Genomic DNA, 26,046 nt, shown 5'->3' on the forward strand with positions numbered 1-26,046 from the left:
AAATATCAGAGACACAAGGCATCATCGGACGGGAATACGAAAAGGCATGGAAAAGACGGCAATCGTGATTGGCTCCGGCATTGTCGGCCTTTGCTCGGCACTCAAACTTTCCCAGGCCGGATGGAGCGTTCGGATCATCGATCCGCGCGCGCCCGGAGAAGGCTGCTCGGCCGGCAATCCCGGCGGCATCAGCATCAGCTCGATCCTGCCGGCAGCCTCCCCCGGCGTCATCCGCAAAGTTCCCGGCTGGCTTCTCGATCGCGATGGACCGCTTACCATACGTCCGACCTACCTGCCGTTTCTCGCGCCATGGCTCATTCGCTTCATCCGCGCATCTGCGCCGGATCGTTACCGGCATGGCATGCGATCGCTCTACGCGCTCACGCAGAATGCTGCAGAGGCCTGGCACGATCTCCTGCAGAGCATCGGGCAGGCCGATGTCCTGAAAAGAAGCGGCCATCTGATCGTCTATCGCGATCGGGCGCAGTTCGATATCGAGGAGAAGAGCTGGCAGCAGCGCCGGGATCTTGGCCTGACGGTCTCCGCGGTCACCTCCGACGAACTCCGTCATGAGGTGCCGTCCCTATCTGCGGATTACGCGCTTGGTCGCCGGGTGGAAGACAATGGCTGGCTCACCGATCCCCTGCTCGTCTGCCGGATGCTGGCTGATCAGCTCAAGGCACGAGGCGTGGAGTTCCTGACCGCCGACGCGAAGGACCTGAAGATCGACCAGGCGGGAAATCCGCAGGTCAAGGTCGCAAATGAATGGCTTTCGGCCGATCGGGTTGTGCTTGCAGCCGGCGCATGGTCGGCGAAGCTTGCGGCGCGAGTTGGAGACCGCATTCCGCTTCAGCCCGAGCGCGGCTATTCGATCACCTGGGACGAGCCGGACTTGAGCATTCCGGTGCCGGTCTTTTCGCCCTCGGAAAAAATCATGGCGGCCCCGACGCGCGGCGGCATCCGCTTTGCCGGCACGGCCGAGTTCACCGGATTTGACAGCCCGCCGCGCTGGGAGCGCGCAGACAGCCTCGAGCGGCTTGGCCGCAGGATGTTCCCCGGCCTGACCCAGACGCGCAAAGCCGAAAGATGGACGGGACTGCGCCCCAGCACGCCCGACGGCCTGCCGGTTCTCGGCCATGCCAGCCACAGCAATCGTGTCATCTATGCCTTCGGGCACGGCCATATCGGCGTGACATCGGCAGCCGTCACCGCAGGCGTCGTCACCGAGCTTGCATCCGGTGCCGCAAGCTCGCTTGATTGCACGGCCTATAGCGCCGGGCGGTTCACAAACGCCTCATCCTAACCCGGTCTCCTTGAGGTCGCGGTCGGCGCGCTCAATGGCGCTTGAGTTGAGAACCTTGCGCGAAAGTGCGATGGCTACGGCGCGGGTTCGCAGGTTAAACAGGCCCTCGCCGCCGTGAGAGGATGTCTCGTAGACGCCGAGCTTTTCATAAAGCTGCTGTAGACGGTTCTGGACGCTCCTGAGCGACAGATGCTTTCGTTGCGCGATCGTCCTGTCGGTGAGGCCGAGCGCAACATCGACAAGGATCTCGTATTCCACGTCAGACAGGCCCGGCGAATTGCCGAGGCTCTTCTGCTGGATGCCACGAACTTCCCGATCGATAACGCATTGCGCCTCGATGAAGACGCTGCGCAGCGCGAGTTTCAATCGCTCCTCCGAGGCCGACTTCAACACATAACCGTAGGTCGCTCCTTCCGGCACAATCCGGGCTACGCCGCGGACATAGGCTTCGTCCGAGTAATTCGACCAGAACAGGATCGTCGTGTCGGGCCGCTCTCGCCAGATCGTGCGCGCCACCTCGATGCCGTTACGCTCGCTCATCTGCAGGTCCATCACGACATGAGCGGCACGCGAACTGCGCGCCAATGTCTCGCCCGCAAGCCCGTTGTCGGCCTCGATCACGCGGCCGCATTCCGGCAGCGCAGAGCGAACTGCCTCGCTCAGAAAGCTGCGATGCAGTGCGTCATCCTCGACGATCAGTATCTCCATCCTCAGATCTCCACGGTCGCCGTTTGATCCAGTTCCAGCTCCAGCCGCACACGCGTTCCGCCCTGTTGGCATGCCGGATTTCGGCCGATCTCGAAACGGGCCGAAATCAGCCTTGCGCGCGTACGCATGTTGTCGATGCCGTGCCCGACGCGGTCCTCGATGACACCCATGCCCAGACCGTCATCCTCGACCTCGATGACAAGCAGTCCTTCGAGCCGTGTCACACTGACAAAGATCGACTGGCAGTGGCCGTGGCGGATCGCATTGTTGACCGCTTCCTGCACGATGCGGAACAAGGCGATGCAAACGGTAGGGCCGAGCGTGTCCAGCGCACCAGCGCTATCATCGATCACCTGCCAACCAATCGCGTGGCCGCTATCGCGAACCGAGCGCTCCAAATGGGTCTCTATCGCCTCGGCGACGCCGAAGAGCTGGAGCACGCTGGGCTTTGCCTCCTCGATGATTTGCCTCAGGTCGTGCATGCATTGCTGCAGTGCGCGACCGATCGGCTCCAATGCATCGCCCGGCACGACGGCAAGGCTTGTCAGCCGTTCCATGCGACGCGTCAGCCGCGTAAGATCCGCCAGTGTCTGATCGTGAAGATCCATGCCTATACGCTGGCGCTCAGCCTCCAACGCCTCGGTCAGCTTGAGCGCGCCAAGGCGAAGCCCCTCTTCTCGCGCGCTTGCTTCCGTCTCGATCACGGCAGATCGCTTGGCCTGCTCGGCGGCGCGAAGCGCGAAGAAGTATGGCGCCAAAAGGTCTGCCACAGCCCGCGCGTTCTCGACATCCTCCATCGTGTAACAGTCGGCCTCGCGACTGGAACAGCTCAGGGCGCCGATCACGTTGCCCTGAACCCTGAGCGGCACATGCAGCCGGCTGCGCAGCTTGAGCTCGATGATCGGGCTTGAGAAAGCGCCATCGAAATGAAAGCGCGGATCGGAGCAGGCGTCGGCGGCCAGAAGGTGATCGACCTCTCCCGCCAACAGGGTGCGGATCGGACTTCCTGTCAAAAGTGCGGGCGGCTGGCGGCTCCAGGCGGTCTCCAGCCCGCTTTCATAGGCGATGTGATATTTGCCATCGACCATCTTGATACAGACATCCAGATGGTCGTGCGGGATTATGTGGCTGATTTCGTCTGCCACCGCCTTGATGATCGAATTGAAATCGAGCTGGCCAGCCAGCAGCCGGGAAATCCCGAGATAGCGGTCGAACAGCGCGTTGCGCGCCGAGTTGAGCATGCGAAGACCTCCTCCAAGTCCTCAAGCCGTCAGTTAAACGCTTTGTCTGCCTCGCTGTCTTGCGGGAACCCGCAGATCTTGCGCGGCAGCCCGCAGAAAGCGTGCTTGTATGCGCCTGTACAACCTCTCAAATCTCCTCCATTCTCGATTTACTGAGCAAAAGGGGCTCAGGGCAATGATTATCTCCGGATCACCGTTGAGGAGCGGCCCGGACGATATGCAGGGAGCTTTTGGGAGGAAATCATGACCATCAGGACGATGCTTGCGGCATCCGTGGCACTCGTGTGCCTTTCCGGTGCCGCTTTGGCCGATACGGCCGACAAGAAAATTGCACTTTCCAACAATTATGCCGGAAATTCCTGGCGTCAGGCGATGCTGACGAGTTGGGACAAGATCACCAAGGAGGCCGTTTCCAAGGGGGTGGTTGCCGCCGCTGATCCTTTTACCACGGCCGAAAACCAGGCGACCGAACAGGCCGCCCAGATCCAGAACATGATCCTGCAGGGCTATGACGCGATCGTCATCAACGCCGCCTCGCCGACGGCGCTCAACGGCGCGGTCAAGGAAGCCTGCGACGCCGGCATTACCGTGGTCTCGTTCGACGGGATCGTGACCGAGCCCTGTGCCTGGCGTATCGCAGTCGACTTCAAGGCGATGGGCGAGAGCCAGATCGACTATCTCGCCGAGAAACTGCCAAACGGCGGAAACCTGCTCGAGATCCGCGGCCTCGCCGGTGTTTCCGTCGATGACGAGATCCATGCCGGTATCGAGGCGGGCGTGAAGAAGCACAGCCAGTTCAAGATCGTAGGCTCGGTCAACGGTGACTGGGCCCAGGATGTTGCGCAGCGCGCTGTCGCCGGCATCCTGCCAAGCCTGCCGGAAGTCGCGGCCGTCGTGACCCAGGGCGGTGACGGCTATGGCGCAGCCCAAGCCTTCTCCGCTGCCAAACGCCCGACGCCGACGATCGTCATGGGCAACCGTGAGGACGAGCTCGTCTGGTGGAAAGAGCAGAAGGACAAGGACGGCTACGAGACCATGTCGGTCTCGATCGCGCCCGGCGTCTCGACGCTTGCCTTCTGGGTGGCGCAACAGATCCTCGACGGCAAAGAGGTTCAGAAGGACCTTGTCGTACCGTTCCTGAGGATCGACCAGGCTAATCTGGAGGAAAACCTCAAGAACACCGAAAAGGGTGGCGTGGCGAATGTCGAGTATTCGCTGGAAGACGCACAGAAGGTGATTGCCGCAAAGTAACGGCATTTCCCGCGTGCCGGAACGCAGGCACCCAATCCCTGCGTTCCGTTTCACTCCTTTTCCATCATCCATCAAAATCGACAGCGATTGCATGACCGAAACCTTGAAGCGACAAGAGGTGGTTGCCGCGCGCGGCATCCGGGTGACGTTCGGTGCCGTCAAGGCGCTCGACGGCGCAGACCTCGTCATCCATGCCGGCGAATGTGTCGGGCTTGTCGGCCATAACGGTGCTGGCAAGTCGACCATCGTCAATGTCATCAATGGCGGCCTGAGACCGCATGACGGAACGCTCGCCTATGCGGGCCGCGATGAGCACGGTATTGCGGCGGCCCGAGCCAATGGCGTGCGCTGCGTCTTTCAGGAACTGTCGCTCTGCCCCAACCTGACCGTCGGCGAGAATGCGCGCATCATGCATGCGGAGCTGAAAGGCTGGAACTGGCGGTCGCGCGCGCTGAAGCTGGTCGAGGCCCAGCTCGACCTGATCTTTCCCGGCCACGCGATCGACTGCGATACTACCGTCGACGACCTGTCGATCGCCGAACGGCAGATGGTGGAGATCGCCATCAGTTTTGCCGGTATCGAACTGCGCCCGAAACTCGTCATTCTGGACGAGCCGACTTCGTCGCTAGATGCGGGGCTTGCGGCACAGTTGATGGCCTATATCCGGGCATTCGTCGGTCAAGGCGGCTCCGTTCTTCTGATCTCGCATATTCTCGGCGAGATCCTTTCCACATCCGACCGTATCGTGGTGATGAAGGATGGCCGGGTGGTGGCCGATCGCATCGCACGAGACTTTTCCACCCGCAGCCTTGTCGAGGCCATGGGCAACGTCGTGCGGGAACAGGAATTCCTGCGCTCTCTCGCGACGAAGACCGGTGCGCCGGTTCTCGCAATGTCGCCCAGGCGTGGTCATGGTCTGCCTTTCGAGGCCTTTCGCGGCGAGATGATCGGACTTGCGGGTCTCGGCGGTCATGGCCAGACCGAAGCGCTGCTCGATCTTTACCTCGACCGCAACAGCAACTGGTGGCCGACGAGACGCCGCGAGATCGCCTTCGTCGCCGGTGACCGCAGTTTGAACGGCACGTTTCCGCTCTGGAGCATTCTAAAGAACCTTTCCATCGCCTCGCTCGGGCAGCTCTCCACCAACCGGATGGTCGACCGCGCCAGGGAGGAAACGCTCGGTGCAAGCTGGAAACAACGGATCGAGATCCGGACACCGGACATGGGCAATCGTATCCTTTCGCTTTCCGGCGGCAACCAGCAGAAGGTGCTCTTCGCCCGCGCGCTCGCGACTACGGCCAGTACCGTGCTGATGGACGACCCGATGCGTGGCGTCGATATCGGCACCAAGCAGGAAGTCTACGAAATCCTCAGGTCGGAAGCCGCCAATGGTCGCACCTTCGTCTGGTATTCCACCGAGATGGACGAGATCCGTCTTTGCGATCGGGTCTATGTCTTTCGCGAGGGCGCCATCGTTGCCGAACTGATCGGGGACGAAATCAGTGAGAAGAATGTGCTCGCCTCCTCCTTCAGCGAAGGAGAGGCTGCATGAAGCTTTCCTCCGGCACGATCCGCCTGATCATTCCCGCAGCCTCGCTCGTGCTGCTGCTTGCCGCCGTCTTCTACATGCAGCCTCGCGCCATGAGCTATACGGGCCTCAATCTGCTTTTCAATCTCGCGGTGCCGATCGCGCTTGCCACGATTGCCCAGATGCTGATCATGTCGGTCAATGATCTCGACCTGTCGATGGGTACGTTCGTCAGCTTCTGCGCCTGTGTTTCAGCCACATTCCTGCAGGCCTCACCGGCACTCGGCATGCTGATCTTTCTCGGCGCGATTGCCGCTTATGCCGTCATCGGGGTCGTCATCCACCTGCGCGAATTGCCGTCGATCGTCGTCACGCTCGGCATGAGCTTCGTCTGGGGCGGGCTTGCGGTCCTGATCCTACCCTCACCAGGCGGCACTGCTCCAACGTGGGCGCGCTGGCTGATGACGGCAAAGCCACCGCTGGTGCCGATGGCGATCGTCGCCAGCGTGCTGATCGCTGCCGTCACCCATTACATCGTCATGCGCTCGTCCTTCGGCGTCGTGATGCGCGGTGTCGGCGGCAATGACCGCTCCGTGGAGCGGGCCGGCTGGTCGGTAATCGGCGTTCGCGCCGCCACCTATGCGCTCGCCGGCATGTTCGCCGTGCTTGCGGGTATAGCGCTGGTCGGGCTGACGACTTCGGCCGATGCCAATATCGCGCTGCGCTATACGCTCTTGTCTATCGCTGGCGTCATTCTTGGCGGCGGGCAATTCGTCGGCGGCAAGGTATCGCCGATCGGCGCCGTCATCGGCGCGCTGACCTTGACGCTTGCCGGCTCCTTCCTGTCCTTCATGCGCATCTCGCCCGACTGGCAGATCGGCGCTCAGGGCGCGATCCTGATTGTCGTACTCGCGCTTCGTCTTGCGCTCAATCGCCTGGAAAAGCGGGAGAAAAGCCAATGAACCTGCATCGTGCCTTGATGGCAAAACCGTGGATCTGGTCGTTTGCCGCGGCGCTCATCGTCTGGGTTGTCACCGTGCTGTTTACCGGCGGGGCCAGCTCCTTCGGGCTTTCACAGGCCGCACTCACCTTTGCCGCCTTTTCCGTCATCGTCGGCATTGGCCAGATGTTCGTCATCACGCTCGGGCCTGGAAATATCGATCTCTCCGTGCCGGCGACGATGACGCTGTCCGGCACGCTTGCCCTGAAGTTCATGGACGTGCAGGACAGCATGATTGCCGTTGGGCTAATCGCCTCTATCGGGATCGGTCTCGTGATCGGGCTGGGCAACTACGTGCTGATCAAAGCGCTGCGCATACCGCCGATCATCGCCACGCTGTCGATGAGCTTCATCGTCCAGTCCGTGGCAATCTGGAGCAATCGCGGCCTGCGGATCAAGCCGCCGGACACTCTGGCAAGCTTTGCCACGTCCGGCCTGTTCGGCATACCCAATGTCGCGCTCGTGGCGCTCCTGCTCTCGATCGTCGCATGGGTGCTGCTGGAGAAATCCATTTACGGTCGCTGGATCTCGGCGATTGGGCAAAGCACCTTCGCTGCGCGCATGACCGGCATTCCGGTCGACGGCACGCGACTGGTCACTTACATGCTCTGCGCCGTGCTGGCGTCGGTCTGTGGTTATCTTCTGGCGAGCTTCTCCGGTGGTGCCGCGCTCAACATGGGGTCGGAATATCTGCTGATGTCGATCGCCGTCGTGGTGATCGGCGGCACCGCGGTTGCCGGTGGCAACTCCAACATACCGGGCATCTGGGGTGCCTCGCTCTTCATGTTCCTCGTCGTCTCGATGCTCAACACCTACGGCTTCGGCGCCGGTTTCCGTCTCATCCTGACGGGAGTCATTATCATCGCCGTCATCCTGCTGGCGGGCGGGCGACAGGCCACGAGATAGTCTTTGAATTCCCTGATCAATCCAAGCGGACGCAATGCCATGACCGAGACCCCTTCCATCTACGAAATCCACGACGATCGCTTTCGCTTCCTGATCGTCCCGACATCGCCGCTCGATGAACTCTATTCCGGATGCCGCTGGGCTGAAGGACCGGTCTGGTTCGGCGACCAGGGATGCCTCATCTGGAGCGACAACCCGAATGAACGGATGCTGCGTTGGGTGGAGGGCGGCGGCGTTTCGACCTTTCGGAGCGCGTCCAACTTCTCCAACGGCAATACGCGCGACAGGCAGGGCAGATTGGTGACCTGCGAGCACGGCACCCGACGCGTCACGCGCACCGAGATCGACGGATCGATCACCGTTCTGGCGGACAGTTTTGAGGGAAAACGGCTGAACTCTCCAAATGACGTTATCGTACACTCCGACGGCAGCATCTGGTTTACCGACCCGACCTACGGGATCATGTCCAACTACGAAGGCTTTCGCGCCGACCCGGAGCAGGCGACGCGCAACGTCTACCGGCTCGATCCTGAAACCGGTTCGATCGAGGCCGCCGTCACGGATTTCGGACAACCCAACGGGCTGGCCTTCTCGCCCGACGAGACAGTTCTCTACGTGGCGGACTCATCCTCAAGTCATGATCCGAAAGCGCCACGCCACATCCGTGCGTTCGACGTAAAAGGCGGACGCACGCTTTCCAACAGCCGGGAGTTCTGCACCATCGACAAGGGACTGCCGGATGGTTTCCGTGTCGATGCCGACGGCAATGTCTGGTCGAGCGCCGGTGATGGTGTTCACTGCTTCGCGCCAGATGGCAAGCTGATCGGCAAGATCCTCGTGCCGCAGACCGTCGCGAACGTCACGTTCGGCGGACCACGCCGCAACCGGCTGTTCATTACCGCAACCCGGTCGCTTTACGCAGTCTATACCGCAGCGATCGGGACAGGACTCGGCTGAGAAGCAAGCGGGAAACGTCTGGGGGCCTCATAAATCGGAGCGCAGCTCCCGTTACCGGATGATCCGTTCCGACCGCTCGAATGTCTTGCGACCGTTCTTGAAGCCCATCATGGCCGGTGCGATACGCCCGAAGGCTTCGATCTCGTCCTTTGCATCGACGATCACGAGGTCGGCGCGGCCGCCGGGCTGGATGCCGTAATCGTCGAGCCGCATGAGTTTTGCCGCCCGGCCGGTGATCATGTCGAGGCAGGCGTCAAATCCGTCGGGGCCGATCTGCATGAGATTGGCGTAGAGGTTCGCCATGCGCGGAAGCGAGCAGTCACCATAGGGTGTGAACGGGTTGAGGATGTTGTTGGTCGCAACCGATACATTGACGCCTTCCTCTGCCAACAGATGCACGGGAGCGACGCCACGGCTTGCGCGATAACCGTCCGCCCGGCCGTTGAGATAAAGATCCGTAGAGGGAAGCGCGGTGACGGCAACGCCTGCTGCCGCGAGCCGACATGCGTGGTGATGAAACGCTTCATCCGACATGGCTGCGAGCTTTGTCGCATGCCCGATCGCGACGCGACCCTGCCAGCCGTATGCCTCGGTACGGCGGCAAATATCCTCCATATGGGACCAAGACGGATCGAGATCGAAATCCAGATGGAAATCCAGATCGACATCGTGGCGCCGCGCAAGAGTGAAAAGGCGATCCATCTGCTTGGTCGGATCCGTATCGACATAGGGGCAGCCACCGAGAAGATCGGCGCCCTGCCCCAAAGCCTGCTCCAATAGCTCCTCCGCGCCCGGATCGTTGGTCAGCCCTTCCTGCGGGAAGACGCAGATCTGCAGGTCGATGGCGAATGCATAATCCCGCTTCAGCCGCAGCATGGCCTTGAAGCTGCGCAGGCCGACACGCGGATCGACCTCGACATGGGCGCGCATATGCATCGTGCCCTGCAGGATCGCCATTTCGAGCGAGCGCGCACCGCGGCGATAGACATCGTCCTCGGTGAAGTCCTGCTTCAGCCGAGATACCGCATTGATCGCGCCCTTGAGGCTGCTGACACCGCGGCAGCAGGCGAGCAGGCATGATTTGTCGAGATGGACGTGCGTGTCGACGAAGCCAGGCAGGACCAGACGACCATCGGCAAACTCTTCGGCGCATTGCGGACCGACGACCATGTTCCGCGATGACGGGCCTACGGTTACAATTCGGCCGCCGGCGACGCCGATATCCATCAACTCGCCTCCTCCCGCGAGCTGCGCTGCACGGATGACAAGATCAATCGATTCTGGAAATAACATATTGCAACCCGAAGGATAATTTGCGTAACACTACCTGTATGCACTTTTGATATTTTATTCGCAACATGTTTGGAGATATCCATGAGCGAGAGAGCAGAACGCGACCTTCAGGCGGTCAAGGATTATCTGGCGGCATCAATGGCACCCGATCCGGTGCGTGCCGCCACTTTTGTTGCGGCGGGCTTCACCTGCCGCTTCACCGGCTACCGCGTCTTCGACAAACCGAGCGGCCCGACAAGCTTCAATGCAGCCCGCTACAAGTGGGTGAAGAAGCGCATCGAGCGCTATGACGTCATGCCGGGTGAAAGCGAGACCATCGTCTACAGTCTCGGCTATCTCTATGGCGAATGGCCGGACGGCACGCCGTTCGACAACAATCGTTATATCGACCGGTTTACCGTGCGCGACGGCCTGATCGTCGATACGGACGTGTGGAACGACAGTGCCGAATGGATCCTCGACCCGACCATTGCACGCTGAAGAATTGACGGGAGGGCCGCCAGGCCCTTTCAATCCGCGTAGGGCGCCAGGATATCCATGAGGTCGCGCGGCTTGGCGCCGGAGCTTTGCAGAAGCGCGCGCGACGCGACCGCCTCCAGATGCTCCACCATCATCGCCTCCGCCTTTTCCGCCGGGCCGGTGCGGATGGCCTCGATCAGTTCGAGATGCTCGCTGACGGCACAATCGGAAGAATGCGGGCGCCCGAAAGCGGCAAGCGACAGGCCCGCGCGATAGCAGATTTCCGTCACGTAGCGGATCAGGATCGGCTTGCCGGTCATTTCTGCGAGAAGCACATGGAATTCGGTGGCCAGCCGGATGGAGGCGCCTTCGGGCCCCTGTCGCGCATCATGCTCAGCCTCGACGATGGCCTGCAACTGCTTTGCCTGAGCATCCGTCAGCCTGCCGGCCAGCCGGCGCACCACCTGCTTTTCGAGGTCGAGACGGATATCAAAAATATCCCGTGCATCCTCGAAGGAGGGCGTGGCAACAACGGCGATCCGGTTGCGCCTGAGATCCACAAGGCCCTCCGCAGCCAATTGGCCAAGCGCATGACGAGCGATGGTGCGGCTGACGCCGAACCGTTCGCCGAGCGAATCCTCCGGCAAACGGTCACCCGGCTGCAATGCGCGTTCGATGATCGCACGGCGCAAACCCATACAGATCGCTGCAACGCGATCACCTTCACTTCTTGCCGAACGCTTGCTGCCCGCCATTACGAACCCTCTGTGCTGGCAATTCGATAAGCGAGGCGGCAGCAAAGATCAACTCGGCACGCTGCCGCATTTGAATGCATTTCACGCAAAATTCGCCCAAAATAAATGCATGCAATTATTGCATTCACTTCTATCGACATTCACTCGACAGAAGAAGCGCTCGATTCCATACTCATCCAGATTGGCACACCGATTGCATGCACTTTGTAAGACTACTTTTGATGGAGACCCGATGCAGACCGAACCGCACCCCATGACCTCCGCCATCCCGGCGATCGAGTTATCGCAGGCAGCCGTCTCTTTCGGCCGGCAGGACAATGCCGTCGTCGCGCTGCAGGAGACCAGCCTGCGGATCGGCAATGGTGAATTCGTGGCGCTTGTCGGCCCTTCCGGCTGCGGCAAGTCGACGATTATGCGGTTAGCCGCCGGCCTGTTGCGGCCGACGAAAGGTGCGGTGATCGTCGGCGGACGTGAAGTCAGCGCCAAGGCTCTGCGCATCGGCATGGCCTTCCAGAACCCGACCATGCTTCCCTGGCTGACGATCGAGCGCAATGTCATGCTACCGCTCAAGATCGTCCGGCCGTTCCGTTCCGAATACCGGGCGAAGAAGAACGGCGAGTTTCGCGACCGGGTGCGCGCACTGCTGGCTGATGTCGGGCTCGATAAGTTCGCCAACCATTACCCGTGGCAGCTTTCCGGCGGTATGCTGCAACGCGCCAACCTCTGCCGGGCGCTTGTCCACGAACCGAGCCTGCTCCTGCTCGACGAACCGTTTGGTGCGCTCGACCAGTTTACCCGCGAGGAGCTGTGGGGCACGATGCAGTCTCTCTGGCTGAAACGCAAGCCGACTGTTCTGCTGATCACCCACGACCTGAAGGAGGCCGGGTTTCTTGCCTCGCGCATCTGCGTCATGAGTGCGCGGCCCGGCCGCATCATCGATGACAGCACCGTTGATTTCCCCCGTCCCCGCACAGTCGAGATGACGTTCGAACATGATTTCGTCGCGCTGAACCAGCGCCTGCGCGAACTCATCATCGATGCGCGCTCCGACACCGCAATCCAGGGAGCCTGAACCATGAGCTATGAATTGCGCCGCCGCATCTGGGCCGCCGCCCTCATCGTCGCCTTCTTCGGCCTTTGGGAAATTCTCTGCCTGGCGCTGCAGGTATCCGACCTTGTCCTGCCGCGCCCGAGCCAGGTTTTCGAGACGCTGGTCGATCGCTTCCCCGTACTCGTGCCGCATATCATCCAGACGCTCTGGACGACAATGGTCGGCTTTGTGCTCGGCGTCGCCGTCGGCGTCGTCATCGGTGCGGCGATCGGCGTCTCACGCACCGCCTATGATACCGCCTATCCGCTGCTGATCGGCTTTTCGTCGATCCCCAAGGTGGCGGTCGTGCCGATCTTCGTCTTGTGGTTCGGCTCCGGCTCGGTGCCGGCGATCCTGACGGCGCTTGCCATGTGCTTCTTCCCGATCGTCGTCAACATCGCCACCGGGCTTGCGACGACCGAGCCGGAACTGGAGGACGTGTTGAAATCGCTCGGCGCCAGCAAGCTCGATATCCTCTGGAATGTCGGCCTGCCGCGCACCATGCCCTTCTTCTTCGCCTCGCTGAAGATCGCCGTCACCTTCGCCTTCGTTGGCTCGGTGCTGTCGGAAACGGTAGCATCGAACCGCGGCATCGGCAATGTGATGATGTCGGCCTCATCCAATTTTGATGTGCCGCTGGTCTTCGTCGGCCTCTTCATCCTCGCCCTTCTGGGCGTCGCTCTCTACGTCGCCTTCTCGCTGATCGAGACGCGCGTCACCGGCTGGGCCACCCGCCGCCAGGATTTCACTGCCGCCTGAAACTGAACACCAACCCAAACGGAGCCAGACATGCTGAAGACACTACTCTCGACGCTCGCGCTTAGCCTTTGCCTGGGCGGTACCGCCATGGCCGAAACGGATATCAAGTTCACCCTCGGCTGGAAGACGCAAGGATCGGATGCGCCGTTCCTGCTCGCCATGCAGAAGGGCTATTTCAAGGAAGAAGGCCTCAACGTCACGATCGACCAGGGCGAAGGTTCGGCCGCGACCGTGACCCGCATCATGTCGGGCGTCTACGATGCCGGCTTCGGCGATATCAACGCCATCATCCAGAATGCAGCCACTCGCCCGAACGAAGTGCCGGTGATGGTCTACCAGCTCTGGAGCAAGCCGCCGTTTGCCATCGTCAGCAAGAAAGAGACCAACATCACCAAGCCGGCCGATCTCGAAGGCAAGAAGCTCGGTGGCGCGCAGGGTACCCCGACGACCCGTCTCGTGACCGTGCTCGGTTCGATCAACAAGGTCGATATGACCAAGGTCGCGATCGAGAACATGGGGCCGAACCTGCAGGAGCCGATGCTGATCAAGGGCGATATCGACGGCGCTCTCGTTTTCAACATCACCAGCTGGTTCAACCTGATCAACAACCGCCAGGATCCGGCAAAGGACTATAATTGGCTTTCCTTCGGCGATTACGGTCTAGACCTTTATGCCAACGGCATGATGGTGTCGCAGAAGCTGGTGAAGGACAACCCGAAGGCCGTCGAAGGTTTGGTGCGCGCCGTTAACAAGGCTGCCAAGGAGATCGCGGGCAATTCCAAGGCCGGTATCGACGCTGTGATGGCCTATGACAACCTTGCCAAGGAAGATCTGGAACTGGCACGCATGAAATTCTCCTACGAGAACCTGATCATCTCGCCGGAAGTCGACAAGCTCGGCCTCGGCGATGTCGATGACGCCCGCCTTGCTCGCTCGATCGACATCGTCGCCGAAGGCTACCAGCTGCCGTCCAAGCCGAAGCCGGAGCAGATCTTCACCCGTCAGTTCCTGCCGGCGCTGGAAGACCGCAAGCTGGTCTACAAGGCAGACTGAGGCCTGATCAGTTCGCCGGCGGCAATGGCAGCCGGCGAACTGTGCGCGCGCTATTGCGTCCGCGCTTTGCAATCTTCCAGATGCTTCATTACACGAGCGCCGATTTCGGCTGCAGCCTTCTCCCGATCCCGGAGGTCGATCGCGTAATGCTTTCTGAGCATGAACCAGAAGGTGCGTAGCTCATCCCGCGTCAGGCGACTTTCCCCTTCGGAGAATTGCTCCGCAAAATCCCCCTTCTGCCGGCAGACGAAACAGCCTCCCATATAATCCGATCGACCGAACACATAGACCGGCTTCTCGTGCAAAAGCGCCTCCGCGCCGACGCCTGAATTGATGACGCAGACGGCGACGGACTTAGGGATAATCGCGTGAATACTCGAATAGACCTGAACCGCCCTCCCCTCGGCGACCAAGTTCGCAAGGAAGCGTGAGACTTCAGGCGTGTTGCAAAGCGGATGGCGCTTGATAACAACACTTAGTCCTTTCGCCTCGGCAACCTTCAAAACGTCTTCCACCATCTCGAAGAGGTTGAGATAGGCAAGCTGGCTAACGGCATCGCCGATGAGCTGCAGAGCGACGAAAATGAAGCGGTCTGGCAAAGCTTCAGCGTGCGAAACGTCAGCCTGTCGGTATTTCGAAAGGTTGCCGCCGATGACGCGTCGCTGCTCGTCTGCAAAGAAGGCGTCGGCCTCTTGCCGGTCAACCGCTGCTACCTTCAGCTCCTCCATCGTGATTTCCGAGAATTCCGACCACCCGGAGTAACCGCGTCTGTCGAAGCTGAAAAGCGACGGGCGGTCAGTCTCCTTGAAATGAAGATTGCAGTCGAACGTTGATGCAGTGTGATACGAAATGGTGGGGATAGGCGATTTTAACAATCCATGAAGAGCCAGCCGGCCCCTAACCTCGTATTTTGTATTATTTTCATCCAGCTCTTTTACTAACTGTCCGAGCACAAACCTCAGATCCGATCGAAATCCAGGATAGTCTACTTTATTTTTTCTGAATGCGGCCGCCGGCATATGCAGAACCATTTTGCTATCCGGAACCCGGTCTACCCTGAGCGCACGAGCTAATATGTCTTCCTTCGCCGCCTTTACAGCATAACTAAACTCATCAGTCTCCTTGCGAATCGTCTCCACCTCGTCCCGGAGTTCGCGTCGCAAGTCCGATCCGCGAGTCGATATACGTTGTAGAAACGATTGCGCGCCCTCTACGTCAAATAGACACAGCTTCACCGCAACGACGCTGGCTGCGTACTGACGCGAGAGTTTAGGACTTGCTTCAACGGTGTCCAATTGTGCAATCAGCAACCCGATTGCTTCCGAAAAGAGGTCTTCCCGACTGCACGCCTCGGCCGATATCGCTGCCGACAATAGGAGTTTCAGGTCGATGTAAGATGTCTCTGCCCGCAAGAACGTTAGGCGATCCTCCGCCAAGAGCTCGTGCTGACGCATGAGGTCTACGTTGACGTGACGTCCTTCGCTTTGCTCGACCTCAATCTCCTTCATTCGTTCAAGCGCTACTTTCATCAAAGCAACGGCGCCAGGTGAGTGCTCGCCATGCCGAAATATTTCTTCCACTCGACGCGCATGGCCCGGCAACAACACCCGCGCGATAAAAGTGCTCACGGCCCAGAATGTCAGCTCACCGCGTCTAGCGTAGTGTATAAAAATGCCCTCTGCAGCGTCGTGACGGCCAGCGTGGTACTCTATCAGGAGGCGCCCCTCCATGATTAGCCTGGACGGCGCGATGGTAAACTTGCACGATGGCAACGCTAGCGATGCACAAGCGAGGAGCGCTCGCATGGCCGGGAGATTTCTTCCAGCCTTTACTCTATTTTCTATCTGAGCAATCATTACAGCATTCACATTTCGTTTTGCTGAGGCGACCGCAAAAACAGCACTAGCACACCGATGTTTCGAAGGCCTAGGACTGTTATACTTGCGCTCCGACACCAGGCATCGAGGGCGCAGCGTCTAACCCGGTTGCAACCACTGAAACACGAAACGTGCCGTCGAGATTTCGATCGAAGATCGATCCTACAACGATGTCCGCCTCGGCCTCAACCTCATCGCGGATCCGGCTGGCAGCCTCGTCCACCTCGAAAAGGGTCATGTCGGCACCGCCGGAGATCGAGATCAGCACGCCTTTGGCCCCCCTCATCGAAATATCATCGAGAAGTGGATTGGCGATCGCTGCTTCTGCCGCCACCAGGGCCCTGCCATCACCCGAGGCTTCACCGGTGCCCATCATCGCACGGCCCATACCTTTCATGACCGATTTGACATCGGCAAAGTCCAGGTTGATCAGGCCTTCCTTGACGATCAGGTCGGTGATGCAACCGACACCGGAATAGAGGACACGGTCGGCGATCATGAACGCATCCGCGAAGCTGGTCTTGTTGTCAGCGATACGGAACAGGTTCTGGTTGGGAATGACGATGACCGTATCTGCGGCGTCGCGGAGCGCTTCTATTCCCGCTTCCGCAGTCTTCATCCGGCGCTGACCTTCAAAAGTGAAGGGTTTTGTCACCACAGCAACGGTCAGAATGCCTGCTGCACGCGCCGCGCGCGCAATAGCCGGCGCTGCACCGGTGCCGGTGCCACCGCCCATTCCAGCCGTGACGAAACACATGTGGGAGCCAGCGAGGTGATCCATGATCTCGTCGATGGACTCTTCCGCCGCGGCTTGCCCGACATCCGGAAGAGAGCCTGCACCGAGTCCTTCGGTCACCTGTGCACCGAGCTGAATCCGGCGCGTCGCCTTGGAGGTTGCGAGCACCTGCGCGTCCGTGTTGGCGGCAACGAATTCCACACCCTGAAGGTTTTCGGCAATCATATTGTTGATTGCGTTACCGCCGCCGCCGCCGACACCGATCACGGTGATCTGCGGCTTCAACTCAACTAATCCGCTCGCAAACTCCGACATGATATCTCCTCAGCACAGGCTGTCATCCGAAAGGACGACGAATCGGTGCATAAGCTAGTCCGGGAAAGCGACAGAAACTAGGAGGCACGGCGCATCATTTTACCTGCCTAGACCTTACCTTCGCAGGCAGTCTAGCATTGCAAACCAGCGTCACGGGACAAGTATGGGCATCGGCAACCTATTTTCCCTTTGCGAGAGTAAGGGAACGGATCTGGGCATAGTTGCGTGCGGAGAATTCTCGTGCTTCAAAAGCCGCAATTCGGTGTCGGAGAGAAAAGTCGCACAGGGGAGATCAAAGGTGGAACTCGCTACGATAATCGTGAGCATCGAAGCCGCCGACGAAGGTTCGCGGATCCTTGATCGGCACATCGCCGAAGCGATTGGATGGCGACGAGAAGTTCGCGAGGACAGAGATAACACCGGGCAGATTATCGCTCGCGGTATTTGGTTCGAGCCGAATTCGCAGAAAGCGGGTACTATCCCGAGATACACTCAGGACCTTGAAGCCGCTCACTCACTCGTGAAATTCGTCGCTCCTGAAAGCGCTGGCGGATGCAGCTGGGAAGAGGGTTCAGCAAGTGCTAAGATCGACGAAGGCCCATACAGCCAAGCTCGCACGCCGGCATTGGCGCTCAGTTGCGCAGCATTGAGATTTCTACTTCAGAGTACGCGTTAAACGCTTTGAGACAGGGCTGTCGCATTTCTGTATCAAAATCATCATAGAGGAAATGGAGATAAGTTCGCGCCGGGAGCAGCATGCGTCTAGACAGCGTTATAAATCTCCTGCGTGGAGCGGACGTAGGATCAAGGTCTCTTGATGGCCTAGTGGCGCAAGCAGTAGGCTGGCGCAAAGTCGATGGCGAGATGATCGACACCCAGACAGGGAAAGCTCGAGGCAGAACCCTTTGGCTTATCCCGCATTCAGATGACCCTGGCAAAGTCCCTCATTACACCTCAAACTTGGAAGCCGCCTATCTACTCTTACAGCAAGCTCATCCATCCGCAGTGAGCGGCTATTCGTGGAGTGCTGGGCTTGCGACAGCTCAGGTTGGCGAACGGGGGCCGCGCGTGAGCGCTGCAACACCGGCCCTTGCCCTTTGCCTTGCGACGCTGATGACGTTCATGCAGGAAAGCGGTTCAAGATGAGCTCGAGAAGGGTAGAATTCGGCAGCCGCTATACGCCGGAGGATTTGATCAGGCTCGGCCTGGAACTGGAGTTCACTCCAAAAAGCCAATTCCTTTGCGGCAATTCTTACGAGATCCCTTGCCAAGTCAAGACGTCGATGAGGGACATTCTCTCAGTCGGTGCGTTTTCCTACATCAACGGCCGGGGGCGCTTCACCAATGTACGCATCGGCCGATACTGCTCAATAGCCGAAGGCGTTCAAATCGGGTATCCTGAGCATCCCACCCACTGGTTGAGTACATCCCCGGTACAGTACATACGTCCAAGTTGGGCTGCTGTGACGGGTGACTGGAAGCGTGTGGCGCACACGACCATCAGGCAAACTACCATCGAGAACGATGTGTGGATCGGGGTCGGCGCATTTATCCGTACTGGCGTAAAGATCGGGACCGGCTCGATCATCGGAGCCCATGCTGTCGTCACCAAGGACGTGGCCCCGTATTCGATTGTCGCTGGAAACCCCGCCCGCGTCGTCCGTACGAGAGTGTCTTCGGAGCTTATTGAGCCCCTCCTTGAAACTAGATGGTGGGAGTTTTCGCCGGCGCAGCTTGACGGCTGCCCGTTCGACAAGCCGAGCGAAGCCATTCAGTTTGTGAACCAGCTGCGTGTTGCAAATACGCCAACCTATCGGCCACAGCGCCTCGAGATCACGACAAACGGAGCCGGCCTCTCTGCGCCTTACTGATCGTATCCAGTGGCTCATTCGCGGCGCTGTCACAATACAGTCATCGGAAGTGAACTAAGGCAGGACGATGGCAAACAAGGGCATACAGTCGATGCGGCACAGTGAAGGCGAAACCTACGTCAACGTCGTATTTGCGACGGATGAAGAGTATCTGCCGGTGACTGCGGTTGCACTTACCTCGGTCGCCGTAAACTACAGAGATCGCAGAAAGCTCCGCGCATTTATTCTTGTCGAGCGACCGCTACCCTATGATGACCAGGAACGATTTCAGCGGCTTGCGAAACAGCACAATATAGAAGTCCATGCAGTCACCGTCTCAGCCTCCGACTTCGCCTCAATTAGGACCAGCCGCGGCATATCGATCGCAACCTATTTCCGTCTGGGCATGCACCTCGTACTGCCGGTTGACGTAGAGAAAGTCGTATATCTCGATTCCGACATTGTCGTTCTTGGCAATATCGCCGAACTCTTCGATACAGATCTTCATGATAAGACAATGTTTGCCGGCGCAGAGGACTACAATAGCATCGCGCACCGTAAGGCGTACAAAACCTCACCGACATCCGTGAACCTAAATGCTGGCGTGCTCGTCTGCAACATGAAGAACATCCGGACGATGGATTTCGCTGGGGCGGTTCGCGAGTACATCGAACGACATAAGTTCGTGATTTTTCATGGTGATCAGCAAATTCTCAACTCTCTCTTCTGCGAACGCATGGCCTACGTTCATATCGCATGGAACATGCATGGAGAGCTTTTCGACGCGGAATGGGTCGCGGATAACATGAGCGGCCGCGCGCTGGTCAGTCCCGACGACATTCGTAACGGACAGAAGACACCCAAGATCATCCACTATAATGGCACCATGAAGCCATGGAATGGCGGTGCTCATCCCAAGCGTCGAGTGTGGTATACCTTCTCCAAGGTCTCGCCTTACGCCGAAATGTTTCCGGAGCCCACGTGGCGGAGCGCTGCCCGGAAAAATGAGAAAAAGCAATCGCGGTCACGAACTGCATTCAAAATGCTCCGGCCCGATAGAATCCTCCGCGCCATGACTGAGGTCTATCAGGCAAAGGGCACACGCGCTTGGCTAGAAAAGAATATCAAGAACGGAAAGCTGTGGAAGCAGAAGCCCTTTGACGAGTTGCGCGTGCTCTCTGAAAAACAGTCACTCATCCAGATGCATGCCTACCTCGCGATGCGCGGGATCATAAGACGGCAGCGTGCCTTCTCAGCCGCGGAATTTGTGCGAGCAATCCCGGAGGGTGCGATGGTCTATGCAAATGCTCCGAAGGATGACTTGGAAGGTGGCTTTCACGAGAACGTCAAGCTTATTTTCCAAACCCCAAATGTCAGCATGAAGGTTCTCCCTCATGAGGCGGACTTTGCCCTAGTTCTACATATGGCCATCCGAACCTCCGGATTCTGGGACGCACTGCTCATCGGAAGCTTCGACCGTGAGATTATATTTGGGGAAGCCGCTTTTTTTGGCGCCTACGCCGGCTATTTTGACAACCAAGCCCCAGCCATTGGAACGCGCCCGTTTGGCTACATTCTCGATGATCTTGGATACTACTACGATGCACGTCAGCCATCGAGGCTTGAACTCAAGCTCAATGACGGCTCCTACAGCCTAACGGAGGCGCAGCTCGTTCGGTCACAATCTCTAATCCAACGGGTCAAGCGCGAGCGGCTTACCAAATACAACCGGTACGCCGGGCGGGGAACAAAGGTCGTATTGGAGCCGAACGCAGTAGTCGTGATAGACCAGACGCCGAATGATGCTTCAATCAAATTTGGAAGCGCGGAAAAGCGCACAATCACGGACATGGTTACTGCTGCCGTCAAGGAAAACCCCAATACTCCCGTTTATTTTAAACGCCACCCGGACAATGTTAAAAACAATCAGAACCTACTTCCGGCGACAGCACGGGTGAAACTCCTACCTGATGACGCTGACATTACCGAGGTCCTAGATCAATGCGCTTCAGTCTATGTCGTCGCCTCGCAGGTGGGGTTTGAGGCATTGCTTAGAGGCAAGAAGGTCACGACTTTCGGAATGCCATTCTATGCCGGGTGGGGACTTACGGATGACCGGCAGCCAATCAGTCGACGCACCGCTCTTCGAACGGTGGAAGAACTGTTCTTTGCTGCGTGTATTGATATGTCGGTGTATGTCGATCCATCGTCTGGAAATCTGATCGAGATCGAGCAGGCGTTCGACCTCATCCAAACCTTAAGAAACCTAGAACGGAAAAAACCACTGTTGGCGGGGATGCAAGCGGCAGAGTGATGGGTAAGGCAACTTCCTCGTTAGCCCACCATCGAAGACGCATAGTGATCACTTGCGAGGACGCACCAATCTCTTCAACCACCGAAGAACCCTGATAGAGAGCGACGGATGTTTCCGGCGCGCGCCTTGCAAAGCGCGCTCACCTTGCCGAGCGATCTTCACGAGCTCACGAACATAGAGCTGAGAAGTGGTCAGCGGCGTTATCCTTCCCTCTAGAAGGTCGGTAACCTTCGACCGTGCGGCGTTTACAACCTCCGTCTTTTCGCAATCAACCATAAGTTCGGACCGCAGTATCCTCAACCGCGCCCGGTCCGCGTCATCCATATCTAAAGCGCGTTTGATACTGTCAGAGAGATCATCCGTTTTTTCGCAAACGATCCCGAGTTCATCTCGACGTCGATACTCGATCGACTGAAGATTGAACTTTTGGATGCCTACAGCCTTCAATGCGTCCTCTTGAAAGAGCACGACCGGCACTTGAGCATATAGAGCATCAAAGATCGCGCCAGAATAATCACTGATAACGACATCGGCTGCGTCAAGTAACCGTCGCTGATCACTGCCTGCGCCAAATAGATGGCGAAACCCGAGATCCTTGGCCTCGATCCTCCAGGACACCATGCCTTTCGACTCCTGGTTGTGATGGGCTTTTATGACGACATTGTATTTCTGATTGAACTCGGCAAGCGGCTCTAATAGCCGTTTGAGTGAACCAAGCTCGTTGTATGTGGGCATATAAAGAATCGTAGGAAGCGCCGCGTCCAGTCCGAGCACCTGTCCGGCCTTCTTTTTTTCCGTTGGATCAACGCTCACCTTCCAATCCGCAAACTTCAAGTTTCCGATTGCAAAGCTGGGTGAGAAATGCGCGACCGCCGCTGCGGAGTATTCGCCATACATGAGGTTCATGTCGGCGAGTGAATGCCACTCACCGTAGTTATGCCGTTCTTTGGCTAGACCGTACTGTATGCATACAAGTCGGGTCTTGTTTATCTCTTCAATCAGGGGAAACGGCGTTTGGAAAAACAGAACATCGAATGTGCCATCGAGGGAAACTGCCTGCCGATACGACAAGACGTGAAACCTCCCGTGGTCTTCGGATGGAACAGTTGCGAGAAACGCCTCCCAGTCAACGGCGCCGCCAACCAACAAAACCTTTGAGAGGGGATAAGCCTGCCACAGGCGCTCTACTTGCCTGAATTGGAATACATTTCTGGCTATAAAGCCAACCACAGGCTCTGACATTGATTCACTTTAGGATGCGATAGCTCGGATCTCAGCCAGCAACTGGGTCGTCGATATACCCTCGGTTCGAGGGAGATACACCACTTCACACAGGGACTTGAATTCGTCGAACTTACCGGCCCAATCGTCGCCCATCACGAGAACGTCAGCCTTGTGCTCTTGAATGTACTGGCCCTTCTCCTCCAGGGAGTGCTCAAAGAACACCTCGTCCACCCCGGAAACGGCCTTCACAATTTCCAGACGATCGAACTGAGAATACACGGTCTTCTTTTGCTTTTTTGACCAATTGAGGGCATCTGTGGAGATACCAACCGTCAAATGATTACCGAGCAGGCGCGCGCGCTGCAGGATTCGGATATGCCCGACATGCAGAACATCGAATGTTCCGAACGTGATAATTCGCTTCATTGGCGGCCCTTCGTTGCCCTTGGGAGGTGACGGATTTATGAAGCTTTTGTGACGACATTGCAAGGTACAAACAAACTCGAGATCGAAGCGCCATGTGCCTCAAATAGGATGCGAATAACGCTGGCCGGAGATCCGAACCCCGGGCCGCCTGACTAACACACGGTCCGGCTCGAAAGCTGCTGAATTTCCGCCATCGTGCGCGTCAATTGATGCGTGTAACCTCGCCCCGTTGAAAAAAACGCCTGGCCGAGAGCGGCCTTGCGACAGATCGCTGCCATAGTCGCCCTTCTATGACGTAAACACCTTCTGAGCGTCCAAATACTTCGATCACGTCGACACTTCTGCGCGCAACGCAACCGCGGATTCAACATGGGGAGTCTCAGCCGGCTTTATGGCGATTGGTGATAGAATGTCGTAGACTTACGGCAACTCCAATGCTTCACTAACGTTAGCGAGGGTCGGAGGAAGAGGGACATGGCACCATCGTTTTACGCGATTGCGCTAGTGGTGATTGGAATTTGTCAATTACTTCCAGAAGGGTGGCACCGAGCGCTGCTGCTAATTTGTTTTGCCTGCATATCGCCGGCTTTCGCTATCAAGCACAAGCGAGAGCCTGAGATGGACACCTCAGGCGATGACTTTGCTACATCGGACGACCCGTAGAATGTGACCTACACTGAAATTTATCCGAGGTTCTAAGCGCAGCAGGATGAACTTCAGTGGCGGGTCGGCAGGTAAGGTCCATACCGGGCGGCTCTTGAAGAAGCTTTCGAGCAGGAGGCGCCTGCGCTGGCGCCTCCTATTCTATAAACGTGGGAGTGAAACATCACGCCTCCTTTGGGTTTGAGGTGATTTCTATGCCAAAAACTTCCCTGATCACTCTCTGAGTCGCCTTTCCATCCTCTAGCGAGCAGAAACGATGGTTGAAAGCCCGCAACCGTTTCTGATTCTCAGGTGAAACAAACTCCCGCGATCTGAGGCCACTTAGAAACGCATCGAACGAATCCGTAATCAAACCAGGCGGCTCTGATTTGACATCGAAGTACACTCCCCGCTCGGCAGTATAATTGTCATAGTCGTACGTGTAGAGAATAATCGGACGATTCAAGCAAGCATAGTCAAACATGATGGAGGAATAGTCGCTGATGAGTAGGTCCGCGATTAAGCAGATCTCGTTGCTGTTGACGTAAGACGACACATCGATGATTTTATCGCTGTTTTCAGCTGCACCCGCCTTTAAGAAGTAGTGTCCGCGAGTGATGAGGACGTACTCGTCGCCCAGTGCAGCTTGAACTTGCACAGCATCGAAAGCCTGAGTGTCGGCTACATTCTTGACTTTGCCCTTATCGGGTGCTCGGTAAGTCGGAGCATATAGTGCGACTTTCTTCCCGTCAGGGATGCCTACTGCACGTCGGATCCGAGCCACGTCCTCATCGGTATGATTGAAGAAGATATCGTTGCGAGGGTATCCGGTCTCCAAGACTTTCCAGTTGTACGGAGCGTTACGGCGCCAGATCCTCGTCGAGTAACGGTTTGACGAAACGCCAAAATCCCACTTCTTGGAGCGGCGCGCATAGCCGTTCCAGTTCATCTCCTGCGGGTTGGTTTCCCTCAAGTCGAGTCCCATCAGCTTAAGTGGTGTGCCATGGAACGTCTGCAGGTGAACCTGCTCAGGACGCTTGATCCATTCGTCCGGAAAGTTCACATTCGAGACCATGTATTTCGCGCGGGCCATCGTCTCGTAGAACTCTCTACTATGCCGGCGAACGACTTTACCGGGGTAAACTGAAGGCCTCTTACCGTCCTTCTTAAGATCCCATACGATCTCAAAGCCGTGTTTTTCGAGTTCCGTGGCGATCGCTAAGGGATTGCAATCAATCTTCTGGCCCCAAAAAGCATCCATGAAAACAAGGTTGTTCTGGATTGGCTGCCTAACCATCCTATTTCTATAGAGGAACTCGATATAAGGTTGCTTGTATTTATTGTAGTAGGGCGTAACCGCCTCGATGATCGCCTTCTCCGTCTTATCATAGAACCGAAGAGCCTTGATCCCTCCTGCGTAAGCTGCGTAACTCTGAGTGTCGATAAGGCGCTCTGTCCAGGTCCTCTTCTTCTTCCCAACAAGTTTTCTAAACCCCCTAAGCAAAGAGGACGCCTCTCGTACGAACCGTCCACGGGCAGCAGGCGGAAGGCGGTTCTCGGCCAGGATGCGAACAACCACATCCCGGATATAGGAGTAGGTCCGTAGGCCATAAAGTTTGGAGAGCTTCGGATCTCGGGCATAGAAGTCGTACATCTTGCGGCCTTGGGACAAGGCGTCAAAATGGTGCATATCTCTAGATCGAAGGACCGACCGCGCACGGTGTCGATAATAGACCAAAACGTTTGGCGTAACGTAGAGTGGCGACGCGAGAATGAGAACCTTGAAGTTCCATTCAATATCTTCGTACAAACCTTCGCCGAACTCGATCGAATTCTCGCAAAGAAAGTCCTTTCGGTACATCTTATTCCATGCAACGCCAAAGTTGCGGAGGATCTTCTCAATCTCTTCAGGCTCTCGCCGATAGCCCTCGGTGAGAAGCTTCGTGTTCTTATTGTTGATGCGCGAGCCGTTTTCATGGAAGCGCGCATAGTTGTACAGGTAGACTTGAGCCGGGTTTTGGAGCGTCATTTCATTGAGGCGGTCGAGGGCATGAGGCGACAGAAAGTCGTCGCCGTCCAAGAAGATTATAAACTCTCCGACGGCTGCGTTCACGCCTTCGTTCCGGGCGTGACCTGGACCGTAGTTCCTGCCCAGGTGCAGAGCGCGGTACGGGATCGCGAGATCGGTGGCGGTCTCTTGAGCCAGTAAAGCTGTTGTATCTGTCGATCCATTATCTACATAGAGTACTTCGTAATCATCACGTTTCGGGAAAATGCAGCTCGCGATGGCCTGCTCGATGAAATTCTCGACATTGTGACCAATGACGATAATCGAAAATTTGATGGGTGTCATATCCGA

The 26,046-nt window shown here is 57.7% G+C and carries 22 protein-coding genes; 13 read left to right on the forward strand and 9 right to left on the reverse strand.

Annotation, left to right across the window (positions count from 1 at the left end; translation table 11 throughout):
- Positions 1-46 precede the first annotated feature (46 nt).
- A complete protein-coding gene (locus AC0JZ4_RS02790) occupies positions 47-1,303 on the forward strand; it encodes an NAD(P)/FAD-dependent oxidoreductase (protein ID WP_471884935.1) in 1,257 nt (418 codons plus the stop codon).
- Here the strand turns inward: AC0JZ4_RS02790 and AC0JZ4_RS02795 are convergent.
- Positions 1,295-2,011, reverse strand: coding sequence for a response regulator (locus tag AC0JZ4_RS02795; RefSeq protein WP_471884936.1), 717 nt, complete (start codon positions 2,009-2,011; stop codon positions 1,295-1,297). The genes AC0JZ4_RS02790 and AC0JZ4_RS02795 overlap by 9 nt on opposite strands.
- 2 nt (positions 2,012-2,013) lie before the next feature.
- Positions 2,014-3,252 (reverse strand): GAF domain-containing sensor histidine kinase, encoded by a 1,239-nt coding sequence (locus AC0JZ4_RS02800; RefSeq protein ID WP_471884937.1) that lies wholly within the window; start codon positions 3,250-3,252, stop codon positions 2,014-2,016.
- A 243-nt stretch (positions 3,253-3,495) separates the two neighbouring features.
- Here AC0JZ4_RS02800 and AC0JZ4_RS02805 point away from each other — a divergent pair, with 243 nt between their 5' ends.
- The 5 genes from AC0JZ4_RS02805 to AC0JZ4_RS02825 all read left to right on the forward strand — a co-directional run bounded on the left by AC0JZ4_RS02805 (position 3,496) and on the right by AC0JZ4_RS02825 (position 8,894).
- A complete protein-coding gene (locus AC0JZ4_RS02805; RefSeq protein ID WP_471884938.1) occupies positions 3,496-4,503 on the forward strand; it encodes a substrate-binding domain-containing protein in 1,008 nt (335 codons plus the stop codon).
- A 91-nt stretch (positions 4,504-4,594) separates the two neighbouring features.
- The gene (locus AC0JZ4_RS02810; RefSeq protein ID WP_471884939.1) at positions 4,595-6,055 is read left to right on the forward strand and encodes an ATP-binding cassette domain-containing protein; all 1,461 of its coding nucleotides are present in this window, start codon (positions 4,595-4,597) and stop codon (positions 6,053-6,055) included.
- Positions 6,052-6,993, forward strand: a complete 942-nt coding sequence (locus AC0JZ4_RS02815) for an ABC transporter permease (RefSeq protein WP_471884940.1) — start codon at positions 6,052-6,054, stop codon at positions 6,991-6,993. The genes AC0JZ4_RS02810 and AC0JZ4_RS02815 overlap by 4 nt, the downstream gene beginning before the upstream one ends.
- Positions 6,990-7,937 carry an ABC transporter permease gene (locus tag AC0JZ4_RS02820; protein WP_471884941.1) on the forward strand — a complete coding sequence of 316 codons (948 nt, stop codon included), beginning with the start codon at positions 6,990-6,992 and terminating at the stop codon, positions 7,935-7,937. The genes AC0JZ4_RS02815 and AC0JZ4_RS02820 overlap by 4 nt, the downstream gene beginning before the upstream one ends.
- A gap of 39 nt (positions 7,938-7,976) precedes the next feature.
- Positions 7,977-8,894, forward strand: coding sequence for an SMP-30/gluconolactonase/LRE family protein (locus AC0JZ4_RS02825; RefSeq protein WP_471884942.1), 918 nt, complete (start codon positions 7,977-7,979; stop codon positions 8,892-8,894).
- Between the two features lie 51 nt (positions 8,895-8,945).
- On the opposite strand, the gene AC0JZ4_RS02830 is transcribed toward AC0JZ4_RS02825, so the two are convergent.
- The gene (locus tag AC0JZ4_RS02830) at positions 8,946-10,187 is read right to left on the reverse strand and encodes an amidohydrolase family protein (protein ID WP_471884943.1); all 1,242 of its coding nucleotides are present in this window, start codon (positions 10,185-10,187) and stop codon (positions 8,946-8,948) included.
- 81 nt (positions 10,188-10,268) lie between these two features.
- Between AC0JZ4_RS02830 and AC0JZ4_RS02835 the strand changes: the two genes are divergently transcribed.
- Positions 10,269-10,667: a nuclear transport factor 2 family protein gene (locus tag AC0JZ4_RS02835; RefSeq protein ID WP_471884944.1), complete on the forward strand. Its 399-nt coding sequence runs from the start codon at positions 10,269-10,271 to the stop codon at positions 10,665-10,667.
- Positions 10,668-10,696: 29 nt separating this feature from the next.
- Here AC0JZ4_RS02835 and AC0JZ4_RS02840 read toward each other — a convergent pair whose 3' ends face one another.
- Positions 10,697-11,401, reverse strand: a complete 705-nt coding sequence (locus tag AC0JZ4_RS02840) for a GntR family transcriptional regulator (protein ID WP_471884945.1) — start codon at positions 11,399-11,401, stop codon at positions 10,697-10,699.
- Between the two features lie 232 nt (positions 11,402-11,633).
- Between AC0JZ4_RS02840 and AC0JZ4_RS02845 the strand changes: the two genes are divergently transcribed.
- Genes AC0JZ4_RS02845 through AC0JZ4_RS02855 form a run of 3 tightly spaced genes read left to right on the forward strand, consistent with a single transcriptional unit; the run spans position 11,634 to position 14,303 of the window.
- A complete protein-coding gene (locus tag AC0JZ4_RS02845; RefSeq protein WP_471884946.1) occupies positions 11,634-12,473 on the forward strand; it encodes an ABC transporter ATP-binding protein in 840 nt (279 codons plus the stop codon).
- Between the two features lie 3 nt (positions 12,474-12,476).
- Positions 12,477-13,250 carry an ABC transporter permease gene (locus tag AC0JZ4_RS02850; RefSeq protein WP_471884947.1) on the forward strand — a complete coding sequence of 258 codons (774 nt, stop codon included), beginning with the start codon at positions 12,477-12,479 and terminating at the stop codon, positions 13,248-13,250.
- A 30-nt stretch (positions 13,251-13,280) separates the two neighbouring features.
- On the forward strand, positions 13,281-14,303 hold the full coding sequence (locus AC0JZ4_RS02855; protein ID WP_471884948.1) for an ABC transporter substrate-binding protein: 1,023 nt from the start codon (positions 13,281-13,283) through the stop codon (positions 14,301-14,303).
- A gap of 50 nt (positions 14,304-14,353) precedes the next feature.
- Here AC0JZ4_RS02855 and AC0JZ4_RS02860 read toward each other — a convergent pair whose 3' ends face one another.
- Both AC0JZ4_RS02860 and ftsZ read right to left on the reverse strand, forming a co-directional pair.
- Complete coding sequence (locus AC0JZ4_RS02860; protein ID WP_471884949.1) at positions 14,354-15,931, reverse strand: capsular polysaccharide export protein, LipB/KpsS family; 1,578 nt, start codon at positions 15,929-15,931, stop codon at positions 14,354-14,356.
- A gap of 307 nt (positions 15,932-16,238) precedes the next feature.
- The gene (gene ftsZ / locus AC0JZ4_RS02865) at positions 16,239-17,231 is read right to left on the reverse strand and encodes a cell division protein FtsZ (protein ID WP_471884950.1); all 993 of its coding nucleotides are present in this window, start codon (positions 17,229-17,231) and stop codon (positions 16,239-16,241) included.
- A gap of 298 nt (positions 17,232-17,529) precedes the next feature.
- On the opposite strand from ftsZ, the gene AC0JZ4_RS02870 reads away from it, so the two are divergent.
- The 3 genes from AC0JZ4_RS02870 (at position 17,530) to AC0JZ4_RS02880 (ending at position 21,395) form a co-directional block, all read left to right on the forward strand.
- Positions 17,530-17,907 (forward strand): hypothetical protein, encoded by a 378-nt coding sequence (locus AC0JZ4_RS02870; RefSeq protein ID WP_471884951.1) that lies wholly within the window; start codon positions 17,530-17,532, stop codon positions 17,905-17,907.
- Between the two features lie 466 nt (positions 17,908-18,373).
- Complete coding sequence (locus AC0JZ4_RS02875) at positions 18,374-19,102, forward strand: CatB-related O-acetyltransferase (RefSeq protein ID WP_471884952.1); 729 nt, start codon at positions 18,374-18,376, stop codon at positions 19,100-19,102.
- A gap of 67 nt (positions 19,103-19,169) precedes the next feature.
- Positions 19,170-21,395 (forward strand): glycosyltransferase, encoded by a 2,226-nt coding sequence (locus tag AC0JZ4_RS02880; RefSeq protein WP_471884953.1) that lies wholly within the window; start codon positions 19,170-19,172, stop codon positions 21,393-21,395.
- Between the two features lie 48 nt (positions 21,396-21,443).
- On the opposite strand, the gene AC0JZ4_RS02885 is transcribed toward AC0JZ4_RS02880, so the two are convergent.
- From AC0JZ4_RS02885 to AC0JZ4_RS02895, 3 genes are all read right to left on the reverse strand, one after another.
- Complete coding sequence (locus AC0JZ4_RS02885; RefSeq protein WP_471884954.1) at positions 21,444-22,637, reverse strand: CDP-glycerol glycerophosphotransferase family protein; 1,194 nt, start codon at positions 22,635-22,637, stop codon at positions 21,444-21,446.
- Positions 22,638-22,646: 9 nt separating this feature from the next.
- On the reverse strand, positions 22,647-23,045 hold the full coding sequence (locus tag AC0JZ4_RS02890; protein WP_471884955.1) for an FAD synthase family protein: 399 nt from the start codon (positions 23,043-23,045) through the stop codon (positions 22,647-22,649).
- Positions 23,046-23,871: 826 nt separating this feature from the next.
- Complete coding sequence (locus AC0JZ4_RS02895; RefSeq protein WP_471884956.1) at positions 23,872-26,040, reverse strand: bifunctional glycosyltransferase/CDP-glycerol:glycerophosphate glycerophosphotransferase; 2,169 nt, start codon at positions 26,038-26,040, stop codon at positions 23,872-23,874.
- Between the last annotated feature and the right edge of the window lie 6 nt (positions 26,041-26,046).

This window comes from [Rhizobium] kunmingense (assembly GCF_977018605.1).